14 protein-coding genes are annotated in these 17,829 nt (G+C 71.4%); 4 read left to right on the top strand and 10 right to left on the bottom strand.

Going from position 1 to position 17,829, the window contains the following annotated elements:
- Positions 1 to 56 precede the first annotated feature (56 nt).
- A complete protein-coding gene (locus tag KUA19_RS04770; protein WP_217394875.1) occupies positions 57 to 395 on the bottom strand; it encodes a hypothetical protein in 339 nt (112 codons plus the stop codon).
- An 85-nt stretch (positions 396 to 480) separates the two neighbouring features.
- On the opposite strand from KUA19_RS04770, the gene KUA19_RS04765 reads away from it, so the two are divergent.
- The gene (locus KUA19_RS04765) at positions 481 to 1,215 is read left to right on the top strand and encodes a tyrosine-protein phosphatase (protein WP_308167334.1); all 735 of its coding nucleotides are present in this window, start codon (positions 481 to 483) and stop codon (positions 1,213 to 1,215) included.
- A gap of 184 nt (positions 1,216 to 1,399) precedes the next feature.
- Here KUA19_RS04765 and lysS read toward each other — a convergent pair whose 3' ends face one another.
- Entirely contained in the window at positions 1,400 to 3,127 is a 1,728-nt protein-coding gene (lysS, locus tag KUA19_RS04760; protein ID WP_217394873.1) for a lysine--tRNA ligase, read from the bottom strand.
- 145 nt (positions 3,128 to 3,272) lie between these two features.
- Positions 3,273 to 3,977 carry a sensor histidine kinase gene (locus KUA19_RS04755; RefSeq protein WP_217394872.1) on the bottom strand — a complete coding sequence of 235 codons (705 nt, stop codon included), beginning with the start codon at positions 3,975 to 3,977 and terminating at the stop codon, positions 3,273 to 3,275.
- Between the two features lie 113 nt (positions 3,978 to 4,090).
- Between KUA19_RS04755 and KUA19_RS04750 the strand changes: the two genes are divergently transcribed.
- Positions 4,091 to 4,879: an NUDIX domain-containing protein gene (locus KUA19_RS04750; protein ID WP_217394871.1), complete on the top strand. Its 789-nt coding sequence runs from the start codon at positions 4,091 to 4,093 to the stop codon at positions 4,877 to 4,879.
- Between the two features lie 140 nt (positions 4,880 to 5,019).
- On the opposite strand, the gene fdhD is transcribed toward KUA19_RS04750, so the two are convergent.
- Together fdhD and KUA19_RS04740 are read right to left on the bottom strand one after the other, a co-directional pair.
- The gene (fdhD, locus tag KUA19_RS04745) at positions 5,020 to 5,931 is read right to left on the bottom strand and encodes a formate dehydrogenase accessory sulfurtransferase FdhD (protein ID WP_217394870.1); all 912 of its coding nucleotides are present in this window, start codon (positions 5,929 to 5,931) and stop codon (positions 5,020 to 5,022) included.
- A complete protein-coding gene (locus KUA19_RS04740) occupies positions 5,931 to 8,201 on the bottom strand; it encodes an FdhF/YdeP family oxidoreductase (protein ID WP_217394869.1) in 2,271 nt (756 codons plus the stop codon). Before KUA19_RS04740 ends, fdhD begins: the two co-directional genes overlap by 1 nt.
- A 114-nt stretch (positions 8,202 to 8,315) precedes the next feature.
- On the opposite strand from KUA19_RS04740, the gene KUA19_RS04735 reads away from it, so the two are divergent.
- Positions 8,316 to 8,606 carry a hypothetical protein gene (locus tag KUA19_RS04735; RefSeq protein WP_217394868.1) on the top strand — a complete coding sequence of 97 codons (291 nt, stop codon included), beginning with the start codon at positions 8,316 to 8,318 and terminating at the stop codon, positions 8,604 to 8,606.
- Between the two features lie 202 nt (positions 8,607 to 8,808).
- Positions 8,809 to 10,533, top strand: a complete 1,725-nt coding sequence (gene ctaD, locus KUA19_RS04730) for an aa3-type cytochrome oxidase subunit I (protein ID WP_217394867.1) — start codon at positions 8,809 to 8,811, stop codon at positions 10,531 to 10,533.
- Between the two features lie 182 nt (positions 10,534 to 10,715).
- Here ctaD and KUA19_RS04725 read toward each other — a convergent pair whose 3' ends face one another.
- From KUA19_RS04725 to KUA19_RS04705, 5 genes are all read right to left on the bottom strand, one after another.
- On the bottom strand, positions 10,716 to 12,989 hold the full coding sequence (locus KUA19_RS04725; RefSeq protein ID WP_217394866.1) for a glycosyl hydrolase family 18 protein: 2,274 nt from the start codon (positions 12,987 to 12,989) through the stop codon (positions 10,716 to 10,718).
- A gap of 141 nt (positions 12,990 to 13,130) precedes the next feature.
- Entirely contained in the window at positions 13,131 to 14,354 is a 1,224-nt protein-coding gene (locus KUA19_RS04720; protein ID WP_217394865.1) for an MFS transporter, read from the bottom strand.
- 9 nt (positions 14,355 to 14,363) lie between these two features.
- Positions 14,364 to 15,674, bottom strand: a complete 1,311-nt coding sequence (locus tag KUA19_RS44430; protein WP_217394864.1) for a glycosyltransferase family 2 protein — start codon at positions 15,672 to 15,674, stop codon at positions 14,364 to 14,366.
- A 106-nt stretch (positions 15,675 to 15,780) separates the two neighbouring features.
- A complete protein-coding gene (locus KUA19_RS04710; RefSeq protein ID WP_217394863.1) occupies positions 15,781 to 16,629 on the bottom strand; it encodes an alpha/beta fold hydrolase in 849 nt (282 codons plus the stop codon).
- Positions 16,619 to 17,701, bottom strand: a complete 1,083-nt coding sequence (locus tag KUA19_RS04705; protein ID WP_217394862.1) for a glycosyltransferase — start codon at positions 17,699 to 17,701, stop codon at positions 16,619 to 16,621. The genes KUA19_RS04710 and KUA19_RS04705 overlap by 11 nt, the downstream gene beginning before the upstream one ends.
- Positions 17,702 to 17,829 lie beyond the last annotated feature (128 nt).

The raw sequence follows: 17,829 nt of genomic DNA, 5'->3' as shown, positions 1-17,829 counted from the left end.
CCACGGTCTGACGCACCGCCCGGCGCGCCGCGGGTGCCTGATCCGGCCGCGTCAGCTCACGGAGTGCCCGTGCCCGGATCCGTGCCCGGTGCCTTGTCCTCGGGGCCACCGCTGTCGCGGGCGTCGCTGCCGAAGCGGCCGCGGATGTCCTGGCTCGCCTTGCCGAGCGTGTTGGAGACCGCGTCGGCCAGCAGATGCCCCACGTCACGGACATCGGCGCGTACGGCCTCGTCCTGTACCGCGTTGCTCGTGGTCTTGAACAGGTCCTCCACGGCCGTGCCGAGCTTGTTCAGCGCGTCGGGCCACGCGTCGGGGCCGGACTGCTCGAAGTGCAGCTTGAGCTTCAGTCCCAGTCCCTGGAGTCGGTCACCGATCTCGTTCCACTCGTTCGCCATGGTTCCAGCATGCCCCGCCAGGACAACCGCCAACCGGCGCGCGGGGGACGGCGGGGTGAACGGGTGCGCCGTACAGTCGGGCGATGTGAGCAGACATGTCCCGTTCCAACGGGTGCACAATTTCCGTGATCTCGGCGGCTACCGCACCGCCGATGGCAGGACGGTGGGCTGGGGTCGGCTGTACCGGTCGGACTCCCTGAGCAAGCTCGACGACGCCGACTGGGCCGCGTTCCTGGCGCTCGGTGTCCGCACCGTGATCGACCTGCGCTACCCATGGGAGATCGAGCGCAACGGCCGGGTTCGCGGGCACGACAGCTTCACCTGGCACAACCTGAGCATCGAGCAGCGGCCCTACCGTCAGGCGGAGCTGGGGCCGGAGGTCGACCCGGTGCCCTTCCTGGCCGGGAAGTACGCCGAGGTGGCCGAGGACGGCGTGGCCGAGCTGCGCGTTGCGCTGGAGCTGATCGCGGCCGCGGACGGCGCGCCCACGGTGTTCCACTGCGCCTCGGGCAAGGACCGGACCGGGATCGTCGCCGCGCTGGTGCTGTCGTTACTGGAGGTGCCCGAGGACGTCGTCGTCGCCGATTTCGCGCTGACCGAACTGGCCACCGAGCACCTGGTGGCCGACATCACGGCCCGGATGGGGCGCCCGCCGATCTGGCCGGGGTACGGCCGGGCGCCGGCGGAGATCATGCGGTTGTTCCTGGCGGACCTGACCAGGGCGTACGGCTCCGTGCGCGGCTACGCGGAGCAGCGCCTGGGCGTGGACGAGACGATGGTTCAGGCCCTGCGCGACCACCTGCTCGAACCTCGGCCCTGACGCCTGACGCCTGACGCCTGACGCCCATCCTGGGTGCGGAGCACGGGCGCCGAGCGCGGGCGAGGGCGCTCGAGGCACGCGTCAATGCATTGACGCTGGCCTATCCAGGGGACGGATTTCGCGGAATGTCCTCTGGATAGGCCAGCGTCAAGGTAAGAGCGGGCCGGTCGGCCGAGTCAGCGGGTCACGGGGTCAGCAGTGAGCGGACTCGCTCCGGCCCCACCGCCAGCAGCAGCGTGGGCAGGCGCGGGCCGGTGTCCCGGCCCACCAGCAGGTGGTACAGCAGGGCGAAGAACTCCCGCTGCGCCACCTTCAGCTCCGGCGTCGGCTTGACGTCCGGCGGCAGCCCCAGCATCACCTTCGGCACGCCGTACACCAGCGTGGTCAGGCCCTCGAGTGACCAGTGCTCGTCCAGCCCGGCCAGCAGCAGCCGCAGCGACTCCCGCTCGGTCTCGCCCAGCGCCGCCAGCCGCTCGGCGTCGGGCGCGGCCAGCACCCGGGTGCGCTGGTCGGCGGGCACGTGGGTGGTGATCCAGCGCTGGGCCTTGTCCAGGCGCGGCCGGGTCTCGGCCAGGGAGGCGACCGGGTCGGCCGGGTCGAGGTCGCGCAGGATGCGCAGGGTCTGCGCCTCGTCGCCGGTGGTGACGTCGACGATCGAGGCGAGCGTGCGGTACGGCAGCGGGTGCGGCGTGACCGGCAGCAGCCCGGCGGCGGTGCCCACGGCGCGGGTGTACGCGGCGGCGTCGGCCGGGGTGGCGGTGTCGTCGCCGACCTTGCGGCCGAGGGTGTCCCACTCGTCGTACAGGCGCTGGATCTCCTGGTCGAACGCGATCTTGAACGACTGGTTGGGGCGGCGGCGGGCGTACAGCCAGCGCAGCAGCGGCGGCTCCATGATGTCCAGCGCGTCGGCCGGGGTCGGCACGCCGCCCCGCGAGCTGCTCATCTTGGCCATGCCGGAGATGCCGACGAAGGCGTACATGGGGCCGATCGGCTGCTCGCCGCCGAAGATCTCACCGACGAGCTGCCCGCCGACCTGGAACGACGAGCCGGGGGAGGAGTGGTCCACGCCCGAGGGCTCGAAGACCACGCCCTCGTAGGCCCAGCGCATCGGCCAGTCGACCTTCCACACCAGCTTGCCCCGGTTGTGCTCGGACAGCCGGATCTGCTCGGTGTGCCCGCACACACAGGTGTAGGCGAGCTCGGTGGTCTCGTCGTCGTAGGCGACCACGGTGGTCAGGTCGCGGTCGCACACCGAGCAGTACGGCTTGTACGGGAAGTACCCCGCCGCCGTGTTGCCGTCGTCCTCACCGGCGGCGCCCGAACCCTCGGCGGCCTCCGCGGCGGCGGCCGCCTCCTCCTCGTCGAGCTTGCCCTGCTGGGCGCCCGCCGCGCGGTTCTTGGTGCGGTAGCGGTCCAGCACCGCGTCGATGCGGGCCCGCTCGCGCATGGCCAGCAGGATCTGCTCGCGGTACTTGCCGGAGGTGTACTGCTCGGTCTGGCTGATCGGGTGGTACTCCACCCCGAGCTGCGCCAGCGACTCGATCATCGGCGCCTTGAAGTGCTCGGCCCAGTTGGCATAGGTGCTACCGGCCGGGGCGGGCACCGAGGTCAGCGGCTTGCCGATGTGCTCGGCCCAGGACTGGTCGATGCCGGGGACCCCGGCCGGGACCTTGCGGAACCGGTCGTAGTCGTCCCAGGAGAGGACGTGCACGCACTCGTACCCGCGGCGGCGGATCTCGTCGGCGACCAGGTGCGGGGTCATCACCTCACGCAGGTTGCCCAGGTGGATCGGGCCGGACGGGCTCAGGCCGGACGCGCAGACGATCGGTTTGCCCGGCGCGCGACGCTCCGCCTCGGCGATCACTTCATCCGCGAAGCGGGAGACCCAGTCGGCCTCGGGGCTTACAGCCACGACCAGCACGTCCTTTCCGTGAGAACGCTGGTGGGAGGCGTCGGCGGTCCGCCGTCCAGGCGGGCCGTCAAGGCGAGCCACTAGCGCAGAGGTGTTTCCACCATTCTCCCGGATGGCGTGAACCGGTTTTACGCCCGCCCCGGGCTCATCCCACCAGGGCGTGTGCGGGCAGCACCACCGAGGCGGCGATGCCGCGCTCCCCGGCCGGCTCCAGCTCGACCCGGATGTCGTGCCGCTGCGCCAGCCGCCCGACCACCCCGATGCCCATCTGCCGGACCGTGACCGCGCCGACCTGGACCGCCGGGTGGGCCAGCCGCTGGTTCAGTTCGCGCAGCCGCGCCGGTGGTATGCCGATACCCCGGTCCTCGATCAGGATCACCGCCCGGTCGGTCACCCGCCGCACCTCCACCAGCACCTTCGTGTCCGGGGCGGAGAACGCGGCCGCGTTGTCGAACAGCTCCGCCAGCAGGTGCACCAGGTCGTTGACGACCGGGGCGGCCACCACGAACCCCGGCTCGACCACGCCGAACTCGATCCGGCGGAAGTCCTCCACCTCCGAGCAGGCGCCCTGCAGCACCTCCTCCAGCGGGACCGGGTCGCGGCGGATGCGTGCCGACTCGCCGCCCGCCAGCACCAGCAGGCTCTCGTCGTTGCGGCGCATCCGCAGGGCGAGGAAGTCCAGCTCGAAGAAGTTCTTCAACCGCTCGGGGTCCTGCTCTTGCTGGCCCATCCGGTCCAGGCAGCCGATGAGCCGGTCGACCATGGCCTGCGACCGCCGCGACAGGTGCAGCAGCATGTCGACCGTCTCGAGGTGAGCTTCCTCGTTCGCGGGATCGGTCGGGGCGGTCATGGTGATCACTCCAGTGACGGTGACGGTTACCGGGGCGCTATAAGTGCTGGCGCAGACTCAACCACGTCGGGGGCGGGTCGACAAGCGGCCCGGCGACCGGTCAGGCTGGTGCCATGGTGGCGGTACCGGATCGGGATCGGGTCAGCGCGCTCCTGCTCGACGGACCGGAGCTGATCCTGCTCCGCCGCACCCGCCCCGAACTGGACCAGCCATACTGGGTGACGCCCGGCGGTGGCCGCGACAAGCACGACGCCTCGCTGATGGCGGCGCTGCTGCGCGAACTGGACGAGGAGCTGCGCGCGGTGGTGACCCCGCCGGTGCCGCTGACCTTCCGGGACAGCCCCAGCCCTGACGGCCGCCTGATCCGGCACCACCTCTACGCCTGCCGCCTGGTCTCGATGGACCCCGCCAACCGGTACGGCACCGAGTTCGCCAACCCGGCCAAGGGCACCTACGACGTGGACCGGGTGCCGTTCACCCTGTCCGCGCTGGCGGCGCTGAACCTGCAACCCGAGGTGCTGCGCGCCTACCTGGCCGAGGGGGTGGACCGGGTCGGGCAGGCGGCCCAGCACGGGCGGGCGGCGTACCGCCTCTGTTTCGCCCCGGACGCCTCGCCGGAACGCCTGCGTGCCGCCCTGGCCGAGGCGTACGGCGTCGAGGACGTGTCCATCGGATCCGCCGAGGAGTCGGCCGGGCCGCCGCCGCGGGTGGTGTTGCGGCTGGAGCCCGCCGCCGTCGTACTGGTCGCCGGGGACGCGCTGGCCCGGGTCACCGGCGCCAGCGAGCTGGAGCTCGCCACCCGGCTGTGCCGCCTGGCGGACACGTCCGCCCTGGTCGACGAGGGTCCGGGCCGCCGGTGGTCCGTCGCGCCGGACGGCTCCTACGCCCCCGCACACACCTGACCGCGCGGACCCACCCTGCAGTTTCGGGGAAAGTGCAGGAATCTTGGCCCGCTTTCGTGCTGTTTCCCGAAACTGCACCCTCCAGTGTCGCGGGGCGGCGCGACCCCCAGCGGCGCGGCGGCGTGGGAAGGGGCGGGTGGTCAGGGGAGGATGCGGTCGGGGCGGGTGTAGACGTTCATGGTCTGGCCGCGCAGGAAGCCGACCAGGGTCATACCGGCCTCCTCGGCCAGGTCGACGGCGAGCGTGCTCGGCGCCGACACCGCCGCCAGCACCGGGATTCCGGCCAGCCACGCCTTCTGGGTCAGCTCGAAGCTGGCCCGGCCGGAGACCAGCAGCACGTGCCCGGCCAACGGCAGCCGCCCGGCCTGCAGCGCCGCGCCGATCACCTTGTCGACGGCGTTGTGCCGCCCCACGTCCTCGCGCACGCTGACCAGTTCCCCGGCGGTGGTGAACAGCCCGGCCGCGTGCAGGCCGCCGGTGCGCTCGAAGGTCCGCTGCGCCTTCCGCAGCCGGTCGGGCAGCTCGGCGAGCACCGAGGCGGCCAGGAGCAGCGGATCGGCGGTCACGTCGTGCCGCGAACGGACCCGGATGGCGTCGATGCTGGCCTTGCCGCATACGCCGCACGAGCTGGTGGTGTAGAAGTTGCGCTCCACCCCCGCCTGCGGCTCCGGCACGTGATCAGCCAGCACGACGTCCACCACGTTGTATCCGCCGCTCTGCTCCGTCTCCTGCTCCGCGAGGTTAAGAACGGGCCCTTCACCTACGGAAAGCGATAACAGGGGGCCCTTCCTTACCTCGGGGCCGGCGCAGAGCTGGGCGGTGATCACGTCGCTGGGCGACGTGATCACACCTTCGGTGAGCAGGAAGCCGAGCGCCAGGTCGAGTTCGTCGCCGGGGGTACGCATGGTGACGGCCAGTGGACGGCGGGGGCGGCCGCGGTGACCGACCCGGATCTCCAGCGGCTCCTCGGCGGCCAGCATGTCCTGGCGGCGCGCGGACGAGCCGGACAGGTCGATCCGGGTGACGGTGCGGCGGTCGCTGGCCCGGCCCATCAGCGCGGCCGCAGCCGGACGATGACCTGCTTCGAGGTGGGTGTGTTCGACTCGGCGGCGGTGGAGTCCAGCGGGACCAGCACGTTCGCTTCGGGGAAGTAGGTCGCGGCGCAGCCTCGGGCGGTCGGGTAGGCGATCACGCGGAACGACTCGGCGACGCGCTCGCCGTCGGCCCACTCCGAGATCAGGTCCACCATGGTGCCGTCGGCGAGGTCGAGTTCGCGCAGGTCGTCGGGGTTGACGAAGACGACGCGGCGGCCCGCCTTGACGCCGCGGTAGCGGTCGTCCAGGCCGTAGATGGTGGTGTTGTACTGGTCGTGGCTGCGCAGCGTCTGCAGGAGTAGGCGGCCAGGCGGGATCGTCAGCACCGCGAGGGTGTTGGCGGTGAACCGGGCACGGCCGTCGGGGGTGGGGAAGCGGCGGCTGTCGCGGGGCGGGTGCGGCAGGGTGAACCCGCCGGGTTCGCGGACCTTCGCCTCGAAGTCGGTGAAGCCGGGCACGGTGTCGGCGATCAGGGCGCGGACGGAGCGGTAGTCCTGGGCGTACGACTGCCACGGGATGGTGGAGTCGGGCAGCAGGTGCTCGGCCAGGCCGGACACGATCGCCACCTCGGAGCGCAGCTGCGGCGAGGCCGGGGCGAGGCGGCCGCGTGAGGCGTGCACGCACGACATCGAGTCCTCGACGGTGACGAACTGGTCGCCCGCGGCCTGGGTGTCGCGTTCGGTGCGGCCCAGGCAGGGCAGGATCAGCACGGTCTGCGGGTCGGCGGTGACCACGTGCGAGCGGTTGAGCTTGGTGGACACGTGCACGGTCAGCGCGCAGGAGCGCAGCGCCGCCTCGGTGACGTCGGTGTCGGGCGAGGCGGCGGCGAAGTTGCCGCCCAGGGCCATGAACACGGACGCTTCGCCGTCGCGCATGGCGCGGATCGCCTCGACGGTGTCGTACCCCCGCCGGGACGGCATGGGCAGGGAGAGTGAGTCGCCCAATCGGGCCAGCCACGACGGCGGCTCGTGCCAGATGCCCATGGTCCGGTCGCCCTGGACGTTGGAGTGGCCGCGCACCGGGCACAGGCCAGCGCCGGGCAGGCCGATCATGCCGCGCAGCAGCTGCACGTTGACGACCTCGCGGATCGTCGCGACCGAGTCGCGGCCCTGGGTCAGGCCCATCGCCCAGCAGACGATGGTCGCGGGCGAGTCGGCGAACAGGCGAGCCGCGGCCTCGATCTGGTCGCGGGTCAGGCTGGTCGCGGTCGCGACCAGGTCCCAGTCCAGCTCGCGCACGGACTCGGCATAGGCCTCGAAATCCGCCGTGTACGAGGAGACGAAGCTCTCGTCCACCGCGCCCCACGACAGCAGCAGCGACCCGATCGCCTGGAACAGCGCCAGGTCTCCGCCGACCCGGATGGGCAGGTGCAGGTCGGACAGCGAGGTGCCGCCGCCGACCAGGCCGCCGACCTGCTGCGGGTTCTTGAACCGCATCAGCCCGGCCTCGGGCAGCGGGTTCACCGAGATGATCCGCGCGCCGTTCCGCTTGGCGATCTCCAGCGCGCTGAGCATGCGCGGGTGGTTGGTGCCCGGGTTCTGGCCCACCACCGCGATCAGCTTGGCCTGGTGGATGTCCTCCAGCGTCACCGAGCCCTTGCCCATGCCGATGGTGCTGTTCAGGGCCACGCCGGACGACTCGTGGCACATGTTCGAGCAGTCCGGCAGGTTGTTGGTGCCGTACGCCCGCGCCATCAGCTGGTAGAGGAAGGCGGCCTCGTTGGAGGTGCGGCCGGAGGTGTAGAACAGCGCGCGGTCCGGCTCGATCGCGCGCAGGTGGCTCGCGGCCAGCGCGAACGCCTCGTCCCAGCCGACCGGTGTGAAATGCGTCGCGCCTGGCCGCTTCACCATCGGCTCGGTCAGCCGCCCTTGCTGGCCCAGCCAGTAGTCGCTGCGCCCGGCCAGGTCGGCCACGGCGTGCTCGGCGAAGAACGCCGGGGTGATCCGCCGCAGCGTCGCCTCCTCGGCCACCGCCTTGGCGCCGTTCTCGCAGAACTCGAAGTGGGTGCGGTGCGCCGGGAGCGGCTCGGGCCAGGCGCAGCCGGGACAGTCGAACCCGTCGGCCTGGTTCATCTTGAGCAGGGTGAGCGCGGAACGGCGTACGCCCATCTGCGCCCCCGCGGCGCGCAGGCCGTGCATCACCCCGGGCAGGCCGGCCGCGCTGTCCTTGGGCGCACGCACGGTCAGGTCCTGGTCACCGACATCGTCGCGGGGAGGCTTCTTCGCCATACCTATGACCCTCTCACGTTTCTCGCGGTGCGTAGCCGCCGGTCGGCGTCTAGCCTGTGGCGGTCACACCGGCACCCCGGCCGGTGCGATCCCATCCCCTGGGGAGGACGATCGATGAAGGACTGGATCGCCGGTCTGCTGGCCGTACTCGGGACACTGCTGATTCTGGCCGGTGCGACGGTGACCGTCGTGAAGACACTCACCCCCGATCCGGGTGCGACCGCGGTCACCACCGACCCGCTGGGCGGCACGGCCGTGGTCGCGGGCAGCCGGTTCACCCGCTGGCTGCACCGCATCAGCGCGGCCGACCGGCTGATCGCCTGGGGCGTGGTGCTGCTGGTGCTGGCCGCGGTGGCGGCGGGTGCGATCTCGCTCAATCTCAGCGCCGCGGCGGGCACCCGCTGACCAGCGGCCCGCCGAACGTGAACGGCGGCCCGGCCCGCGTGACCGGGCCGCCAACTTACACCGTTCGGCGCGGCTAGGTGCACCCCGCGCTCCCTGGCCACCTGCGAAGGATTATTCTGCCTCCGAGGTACGCCTCAACTGATCAATCCGGGCGGCGGCGCGCAGGCGTCGTGGCGGCCGGGCCAGCCACAGGAGGCCACACGTGACCACCGTCGCACCGCAGCCGATCGCGACGCGGCCCTACCCCGTGCGAAAGCAGATCAAGGGTTCGGCGATCGCGCGACTGCTGCGTACCACGGACGCGAAGCAGATCGGGATCATGTATATGGTCACCGCCTTCGTGTTCTTCCTGATCGGTGGCCTGCTGGCGCTGCTGATGCGCGCCGAGCTGGCGCAGCCGGGGATGCAGTTCCTGACCCCGGAGCAGTACAACCAGCTGTTCACCATGCACGGCACGATCATGCTGCTGTTCTTCGCGACGCCGATCGTGTTCGCGTTCGCGAACTACGTGGTGCCGATCCAGATCGGCGCACCCGACGTGTCGTTCCCGCGCCTGAACTCCTTCGCGTACTGGCTGTACCTGTTCGGGGCGAGCCTGGCCACCGCGGGGTTCATCACGCCGGGCGGTGCCGCGGACTTCGGCTGGTTCGCGTACGCGCCGCTCAACGACGCGATCAACTCGCCCGGCATCGGCGCGGACATGTGGATCGCGGGCCTGGTGCTGTCGGGTCTGGGCACCATCCTCGGCGCGGTCAACATGATCACCACGATCCTGACCCTGCGCGCGCCCGGCATGACGATGTTCCGTATGTCGATCATGACGTGGAACATCCTCGTCACCAGCCTCCTGGTGATCATGGTCTTCCCGCTGCTGGCCGCCGCGCTGCTGGCCCTGCTGGCCGACCGGCGCCTCGGCGCCCACGTCTTCGACCCCGCCACCGGCGGCCCGATGCTGTGGCAGCACCTCTTCTGGTTCTTCGGCCACCCCGAGGTGTACATCGTCGCGTTGCCGTTCTTCGGCATCATCTCCGAGGTCATCCCGGTCTTCAGCCGCAAGCCGATCTTCGGTTACACCGGTCTGGTCGCCGCGACCCTGATGATCGCCGCGCTGTCGATGAGCGTGTGGGCGCACCACATGTTCGCCACCGGCCAGGTGCTGCTGCCGTTCTTCTCGTTCCTGAGCTTCCTCATCGCCGTACCCACCGGCATGAAGTTCTTCAACTGGATCGGCACCATGTGGCGCGGCCAGATCACCTTCGAGACACCGATGCTGTTCGCCCTCGGCTTCCTGGTGACCTTCCTCTTCGGCGGCCTGTCGGGCGTGCTGCTGGCCAGCCCGCCGATCGACTTCCAGGTGTCGGACTCGTACTTCGTCGTGGCGCACTTCCACTACGTGCTCTTCGGCACCATCGTGTTCGCCGTGTACTCGGGCATCTACTTCTGGTTCCCGAAGATGTTCGGGCGGATGATGGACGAGAAGCTGGGCAAGGTCCACTTCTGGCTGACCTTCATCGGCTTCAACGCCACCTTCCTGGTGCAGCACTGGCTCGGCGCCGAGGGCATGCCCCGCCGGTACGCCGACTACCTGCCCTCGGACGACTTCACCTTCCTGAACGGGTTCTCCACCGTCGGCGCGTTCATCCTGGGCGCCTCCACGCTGCCGTTCATCTACAACGTGTGGAAGTCCTACCGGACCGGTCCGATCGTGACCGTGGACGACCCGTGGGGCCACGGCAACTCGCTCGAGTGGGCCACCAGCTGCCCGCCGCCGCTGCGCAACTTCGACAGCATGCCGCGCATCCGCTCCGAGCGGCCCGCGTTCGACGCCAAGTTCCCGCACCTGGCGGTGAGCACGGGTACGAAGGCTCCGGTTATCGAGGCGCCCAGCTACTCGCACGGGCGGCAGGGCGGGGAGCACGAGGTTTAGTTTGTGGGCGCGCTTACTGAGCGCGCTGAGCTGAGGGCGGGGGGGGGGGGGGGGCGCCCCCCCCCCCCCCCCCCCCGGGGGGGGGGGGGGGGGCGCGCGGCGGGGGGGGGGGGGGGGGGGGGGGGGGGGGGGGCGGGCGCGGGGGCCCCCGGGGGGGGGGGGCGCCCGGGCACGCCGCGGTCTCACAGGCCCGAGTTGAGGGCGGTCATCAGGGTGCCGGACGCGGTGTCCCCGGACATCTCCCAGATCATGCCGCCGAGCAGGCCCTTCTGCTTGACCCAGGCCGTCTTCTGGCCGATCGACCAGGTGTCGTCGAACGACCACCACTGCCCGCCCGCGCCGGTGTAGCAGTACGTCGAGACCGACTGCGTGTCGTGGTAGACCGTGCAGCCGGGCACGCCCGAGATCAGGTTGGCGTAGCCCCGGGTGCCCGCCTCCTCGGCGAACTGCCCGGGGGCCGCGCCGGTCGCGGTCTGCCACTCGCCATTGACCCCGCCCGCGGCCACGCCCTGCCAGCCACGGCCGTAGAAGGCCATGCCGATGGTCAGCCGCCGAGGGCTCACCCCGGCGTCCAGGTACGTCTGGATCGCCTTGTTCACGCTGAACTCGAACGAGTACGGGTCCTGCGTGTCGCGGTACAGGTTGGCCTGGTGGCCGGTGCGGTTGGGCTCCCACGAGTTGTCCGAGCCGGACCCGTGGAAGTCGTAGCCCTGCACGTTGGCGAAGTCGAGCGAGTTGAACACGCCGGTCGGGCCGATGTCCCAGCCCGCGGCGACCTTGGCCGGGTCGGCCGGGGTGAACGCGGTCAGCAGGTAGCGCTTGCCGGTGGTGGCGCCCAGCGCGTCGAGCTGGCGCCGGAACTCGGCCAGCAGCAGCGTGTTGTTGGCCTTGTCGGCGGCGCTGACGTGGTTGCCCGGGTGCCCCTCGGCGCCCGGCCACTCCCAGTCGAGGTCGATGCCGTCGAAGATGCCCGCGGCGCTGCCCGGACCGCCCGCGCCGTTGTAGGTCGGCAGGTTGCCCTTGAGGTAGATGTCCAGGCAGGAGCTGACGAACTTCTGCCGCGAGGCGGCGGTGGCGGCCACGTCGGAGAAGTACTTGGAGTACGTCCACCCGCCAAGTGAGATCAGCACCTTGAGGTTCGGGTACTTCACCTTGAGCTTGCGCAGCTGGTTGAAGTTGCCACGCAGCGGCTCCCAGCCGGTGTCGGCGACTCCGTCGACCGACTGCGACGCGGCCATCGGGCGGCCGTAGTCCGCGTCGGCGTCACCGGCGCCGGTGCCCTGGTCGGGGTCCTGCGGGTTGGCGGTGGTGCCCTTGGTGACGCCCTGCAGGCAGGTCAGGTTGACCGGGTCGATGTTGGCGAAGGCGTAGTTGAGGTGGGTCAGCTTGGCGGCCGAGCCGCTGGTGTCGAGGTTACGGACGAAGTACTGCCGCCCGTAGATGCCCCACTGCACGAAGTAGCCGACCTTGGCGTAGCCGGTGCCAACCACGTCGTCGGTGGTGACGGTGACGGCGTTGCTCGTCGCCGAGACGTTGTCGTAGGTGTCGCGGGCCTTGACCGTGAACGTGTAGGAGGTCATCGGTGCCAGTCCGGTGACGACCGTGCTCAGCCCGGTGCTGCTGGCGCGCAGGGTGGTGCCGGTGTAGACGTCGTACCCAGCGATGCCGTTGGCGTCGGTGGCCGCGTTCCAGGCCAGGGTGACCGAGGTGGACGACTTGGCGGTGGAGCGCAGGTTGCCCGGCACGGTCGGCGGCGTGGTGTCGTTGGCCGGGTTGAGGGTGGTGGCGGTGACCGCGCCGCTGAGCGCGGACAGGTTGCCCCGGGTGTCCCTGGCCCGCACCGTGAAGGTGTAGGTCGTGTTGGGGGTGAGCCCGGTGACGGTCGCGGAGGTGCCGGTGGTGCTCGCCACGACCGTGGTGCCGTTGAGCACGTCGTAGCCCGCGATCGGGAAGTCGGTCGCGGTCGCGGCGGTCCAGGACAGCGTCACGGTACGGGTGGTCCGCCCGGTCACCGTCACGCCGGTCGGCGCGTTGGGCGCCCGGTCGGGCGTGCCGTCGCACTTGTTGCCGTTGATCCGGCAGTTCAGCGGGGTGGCGCCGGAGCCGTACGCGATGAACCACGGGCTGTAGGGCTCAGTGTTGGCCCCGGCGGCGACGGTGCCGTTGTAGTGCGCGTTGACCACGGTCACGTGCGAGCCGGACTGGGTGGCGGTGCCGTTGTAGAAGTTGCTCATCGTCACCCCGGCGGGCAGGTCGAACTCCAGCGTCCAGCCGGTGATCGAGGCCAGGGTGGGGTTGGCGACGACGAACTTGTCCATGAACCACGAACCGTTGTTCGTGCTGGAGAACGTGGCCGTGAGTCCGTTGGGGGCGGCGGCCGCGGCGCCGGGCAGCGCCATGGCCGCGGCCAGACAGATGGTGAGGCTTGCGGCAAGGGAGCGGATCCTGCTGCGCATATGCCCTCCTGTTATTAGGAAACTTTCCTAATATTGAGCGGGGCCAATGCGGGCGTCAACGTTCCATTCACCTAAATTAATTTAAGGCAGGCCGCCGTCCGTGCCGTAGGGCGCGGCTGCCGTACCGCACGGACGGCGGGGTCAGGTGGCGGCCCCGACCGCGCGGCGCGCGCGGGACGCGGGCGCGGTCATCGCCGCGAGCAGCCCGATTCCGGCCAGCGGCGGCAGCAGCAGCCACAGCACGGAGCCGATCCCGGCCGCCTCGGCCAGCCAGCCGATCAGCGACGGCCCCGCGACCAGCCCGGCGTAGTGGACGGTGCTGTAGCGGGCCAGCGCCAGCGCCGCCGCCGTGCCGCCGTCGGCGCTGCCATGGCCGACCGCCCCGGCGATGAGGGGGCCGACCACCGCCAGGCCGCACCCCTGGATGGCGAACCCGGCGATGGCCGACCAGACATGGGGCACGGCGGCGGACAGCACCACCCCGGCCATGGTGATCACGACGCTGGCCCGGACCAGGGTCACGGCGCCGAAGCGGTCGTGCAGCCGGTCGCCGACCATCCGGGTGACCGTCTGCGCGACGACGTACGCGGTGTAGCCGAGTGACGCCACCCCGGCCGCCGCACCCCGGCGCTCCTGTAGGAACACGCCGCACCAACTGGAGATGGCCCCGTCGCAGAACGCGGTCGCCGCACCCAGCCCACCGAGCACCAGCACGGCACGGGTCCAGCCGGTGAAGAACCCGGGCCGGGGTGCCCTCGGCCGGTCGCCGCCCGCCGCGGGGACGTCGAGCAGAAAGCGTCCGCTGACCAGCGCGATCACGCACAGTGTGGCGGCCAGGGCCAGATAGTGCGTGGTCAGCGGGATGCCCGCGCGGATGGCGGCGGTGGCGCTGAACGCCCCGGCCAGCGCCCCGACCGCCCAGGCGGCGTGCAGGCTGTTGAGCACCGGCCGCCGCGCGGCCCGCTCCACCTCGACACCCTGGGTGTTCATGGCGACGTCGAGCAGCCCGGCGACCAGGCCCCAACCGAACATGCCCACCACGGCCGCCCAGACGCCGGGCACCACCGTCATCAGCGGCAGGAACCACGGCACCACCACCGCTGTGGCCCGCACCACGGTGCGGCTGCCGAAGCGCCCGGCGAACTGCCCCGCGATCTGCATCGCGACGATGACCCCGACCATCTGGGCCAGCAGCACCGTGCCGAGCTGGGCGTAGGACAGGTCCAGCTGTTCGCGCAGCTGCGGCAGCCGGGCGAACCAGGTGCCGAGGTACAGGCCGACGACTCCGAAGATCGCGGCCGCGGCGGCGCGGGGGCGGCGAACTTCGACGACGGGTGGCGCCGGTGTGGTGGCGGTCGCGGTCACGGCGGTCCCTTACGCGGCGGCTGGGGCGAGCAGCTCGCCGTACCCGTTGGCGCCGCTCCAGGTGCCCACGGTGAGGTGGCCGTTGTACGGCTGCCCCGCGGCGTTGCGCATGGAGGGGCGCAGGTGCGCCATGTGGATCAGCACGTCGTCGTACTGCACCACGGTGCCCGCGGCGGTGGCCCGGACGATGATGTCCTCGTCCTCCCCGCCCCACCCCTGGTAGCGCTCGTCGAAGCCGCCGATGCGGTGGAACAGCTCAGGGCGGATCCACATGCAGGCGCCCGGCACGTCGCGCAGCAGCAGGCCGCGCGCCTGCGCCAGCGGCGGCGCGGCGGTCGCGGCGAAGCAGCGCTGCGCGATGAGCCGGTCACTGGAGGCGGTGTCGAGCGACAGGAACTCGGTGTGCGGCAGGTGGGCGTCGTGCAGCGGGTCGTCGAACCGGGCCAGGTTGCGTTCCAGGAACCACCGGTCGGCCAGGATGTCGGCGTCGAGCAGGCACAGGGTGGTGAAGTCGCCGGGGGTCTGCCGGACTCCGACGTTGATCGCCCACGACTTGTTGAACGAGCCGGGGCCGGGGATGTGAAAGTAGTGGTCGACCAGCGGCTCGATCAGGTGTTGCCAGCGGGGCTCGGTGTCGAACTCGACCACGGCCACCCGGTAGCGGCTCGCGGGCAGCGACTGGTCGCGCAGGCCGAGCAGGCAGGCGAGCAGGTTGCGCAGCCGCCCGGAACCGCCCCGGTCCATGATCGGGATGACGACCAGCACGTCGGCGTCGTCGCGGGGCTGCGGCGGGGGCATGGTTTCGCTGGCCCAGGCCCACAGGCGATCGGTGGCGACCGGTTCGGCACCGGCCCGGTGGTCGGGGCCGCGCAGGTAGTTGATGAACACGTTGGCGTCGGCGTCACGCAGCGCGGCCGCGGCACCCGTGAACAGCTCCGGTCGCTCCCCGAGCAGCAGCGTGAGCAGCGCCTCCAAGCGGCGCTCGGCCGCGGCGTCGGTGGGGTCGGCGACCAGCCGCCGCAGCGCCGCCTCGGTGGTGGGGTCGGCGGCGGCGATGACGTCCAGTTCCGCCATTACGGCGGCGTAGAAGGTCTCGCTGTGCAGCCAGTAGTCGGCGGCGACGTCGCGCACGGCCGGGTCGTGGGCCAGCACGACGTACCGGGTGAGGCGCTTGGCCAGATCGTCGCCCTCCGGGTCCGCCGCGCGGTACACCGAGGCCTCGGCGTAGCTGGGCTCGGGCACCCGCGTCGCCCGGATCTTCATCGGGTTGGTGGTGCGCAGGACGCACATCGGGGTGCAGTCGCACGGGCGGGGTTGCACGGCCTCTCCTCCGTAAAAGTCCGGGCGACTGGTGTCGCCTGCGGAACGTCTCATGTAGACGGTGCGCTGCACAACTTTTGACGTGCGATGATGCCCCAAGATCGGGTCAGCGCGGGGCGGTGTGGCGCAGCAGTGCCGGGATCACGACCGGCCAGTCGACCCGGTCCAGGTCGTGCCCGGCCTCGGGCATGACCAGCACCTCGACCTGCGGCAGCGCGCGGGCCAGCGCCCACGCGTGCGCGACCGGCAGCACCGGGTCGGCCCCGCCGTGCACGACCAGCACCGGCACGGCGACCTCACCGAGCCGCTTGCGCCACGGCGAGCCGTAGTCGAGCTCGCTGTGGCGGTGCATCGCGGTGGCGAGATCGGCGCTGTGTGCGACGATCCGCTCGGCCATCCGCCGCGCGGCGTCCTCGTCGAGCGGCCGCACCACCCCGGCCCGGATCGTGGCCAGCTCCACCAGGTAGATCGCGGCCGAGGCCGGGTCGTCCCAGTCGGGCAGGTCGACGTCGTCGAGCTCGGCGCGCACCCGCAGCGAGGGCGGCGGCAGGTCGCTGTCGTCGGCGCCGGGCGCCGCCGGGCTGGAGGCGATCAGCGTGAGCGTGGCCACCCGGTCGGGGTGGTCGAGCGCGAGCAGCTGCGCGACCATGCCGCCCATCGACGCGCCGACCACGTGGGCGCGCTTGAGGTCGAGCGCGTCGAGCAGCCCGACGGCGTCGTCGACCAGATCAGCCAGCGAGGAGGAGTCGAGGCGGACGCTGGAGCGGCCGGTGTCGCGCTGGTCGAACCGGACCACATGGTGCCCGGCGTCGGCCAGCTCCTGGCAGAACTCGTCCTCCCACACGGTCATCGGCGCGGCCGAGCCCGCGATGAGCAGCAGCGCCGGGTCGGTCGGCGCGCCGAACGTCTGCACGCACAGGATGCCGCCGTTGACTCGGATCCATCTATGCGGCATCGCCGCCTCCTGGGGTCGCCTGGACGGGATGGCGCACCGGGAGGCCCCCGGTGCGCGGCTGCGGCCGGACGGCCGCGAGCCGGCCGAACACGGCCGCGTACGCGGCCCGCTCGGCTTCGGGACTGTGGCCGCGGCGCACCGTGCGGGCCGCCTCGCGGCCCAGCCGCGCGCCCAGCGCCGGATCGTCGAGCAGCCGCTGGACCTGGTGCCGGAAGTGCCGCGGATCGGCGAAGACCAGCCCGTTGTGGCCGTCGCGCACCAGGCAGGTGTTGCCGGGGATGTCGCGTACGAGCAGTCGGCAGCCCAACGCCATCGCCTCCAGCACGGCGTTGGGGCTGCACTCGCTGAGGGAGGTGTTGAGCACCGCCGTGGACTGGCGCATCGCCGCGAGCAGGTGGTCGCGGCGCAGCGGACCGATGAAGTCGACGCCGGGGCTGCGCGCACACCGCCGCCGTACGATGTCCTCGAAGTCCTCGTCATAGGACACTCCGGAGATCACCAGGCGGATGCGCGGGTCCTCCTGGTGCCACTGGCTGACCTCGCGGGTCAGCAGCAGCGGGTCCTTGACCGGGCGCAGTCCCGAGGGAAGCAGCAGCACGCGGGCGTCGCGCGGCAGGTCGAGGGCGTGGCGCAGCGAGTAGAACCGGGCGGGACGGACCTGCACGGCCTGCGGGATGTGGTGCAGCCGGTCCTTGGTGCGCGGCCACAGGGTCAGGCACCGGTCGACGAAGTCGTGGTTGAACGCGACCAGGGCGGCCGCGCGGTCCACCGCCTCGGTCATCACCGCCATGGCCTGCGGGTCCTCGGTGAACTCGTTGAGGTCGGTGCCGCCGAAGACGATGACGTACGGCAGGTCGGAGTCGGCGAACGTCTGGCCGCAGAGGTACGCGTGCGTCCCGAGCATGGCGTCGATGCCGTTGCGGCGGGCCAGGTGTGCCAGTTGCCGCGGATCGCCGGGGTCGGGCGTCAGGAGCACGGAGTGGCCGCTACCGGTCAGGTGCGCGGCGATGCGTCGGATCGTGGTGTCGCTGCCACTGCCTGGTGGGCTGTGGAGCACGGCGAGAAGCCTCATCGTTCACCAATCAGCACAGTTTCCGAGGCTCTTACCAGCCCGGATCGTGGCTGATCGTATGAGCCGAAACCACCACCTGCCTTCTCTTGAAATGCGAAGTACTCATGACGAAGTTGTTAACCGCAGCA

The organism is Catellatospora tritici, assembly GCF_019083965.1.
Taxonomy (GTDB): Bacteria; Actinomycetota; Actinomycetes; order Mycobacteriales; family Micromonosporaceae; genus Catellatospora; species Catellatospora tritici.
This window is presented reverse-complemented; position numbering and strand designations above follow the sequence as displayed.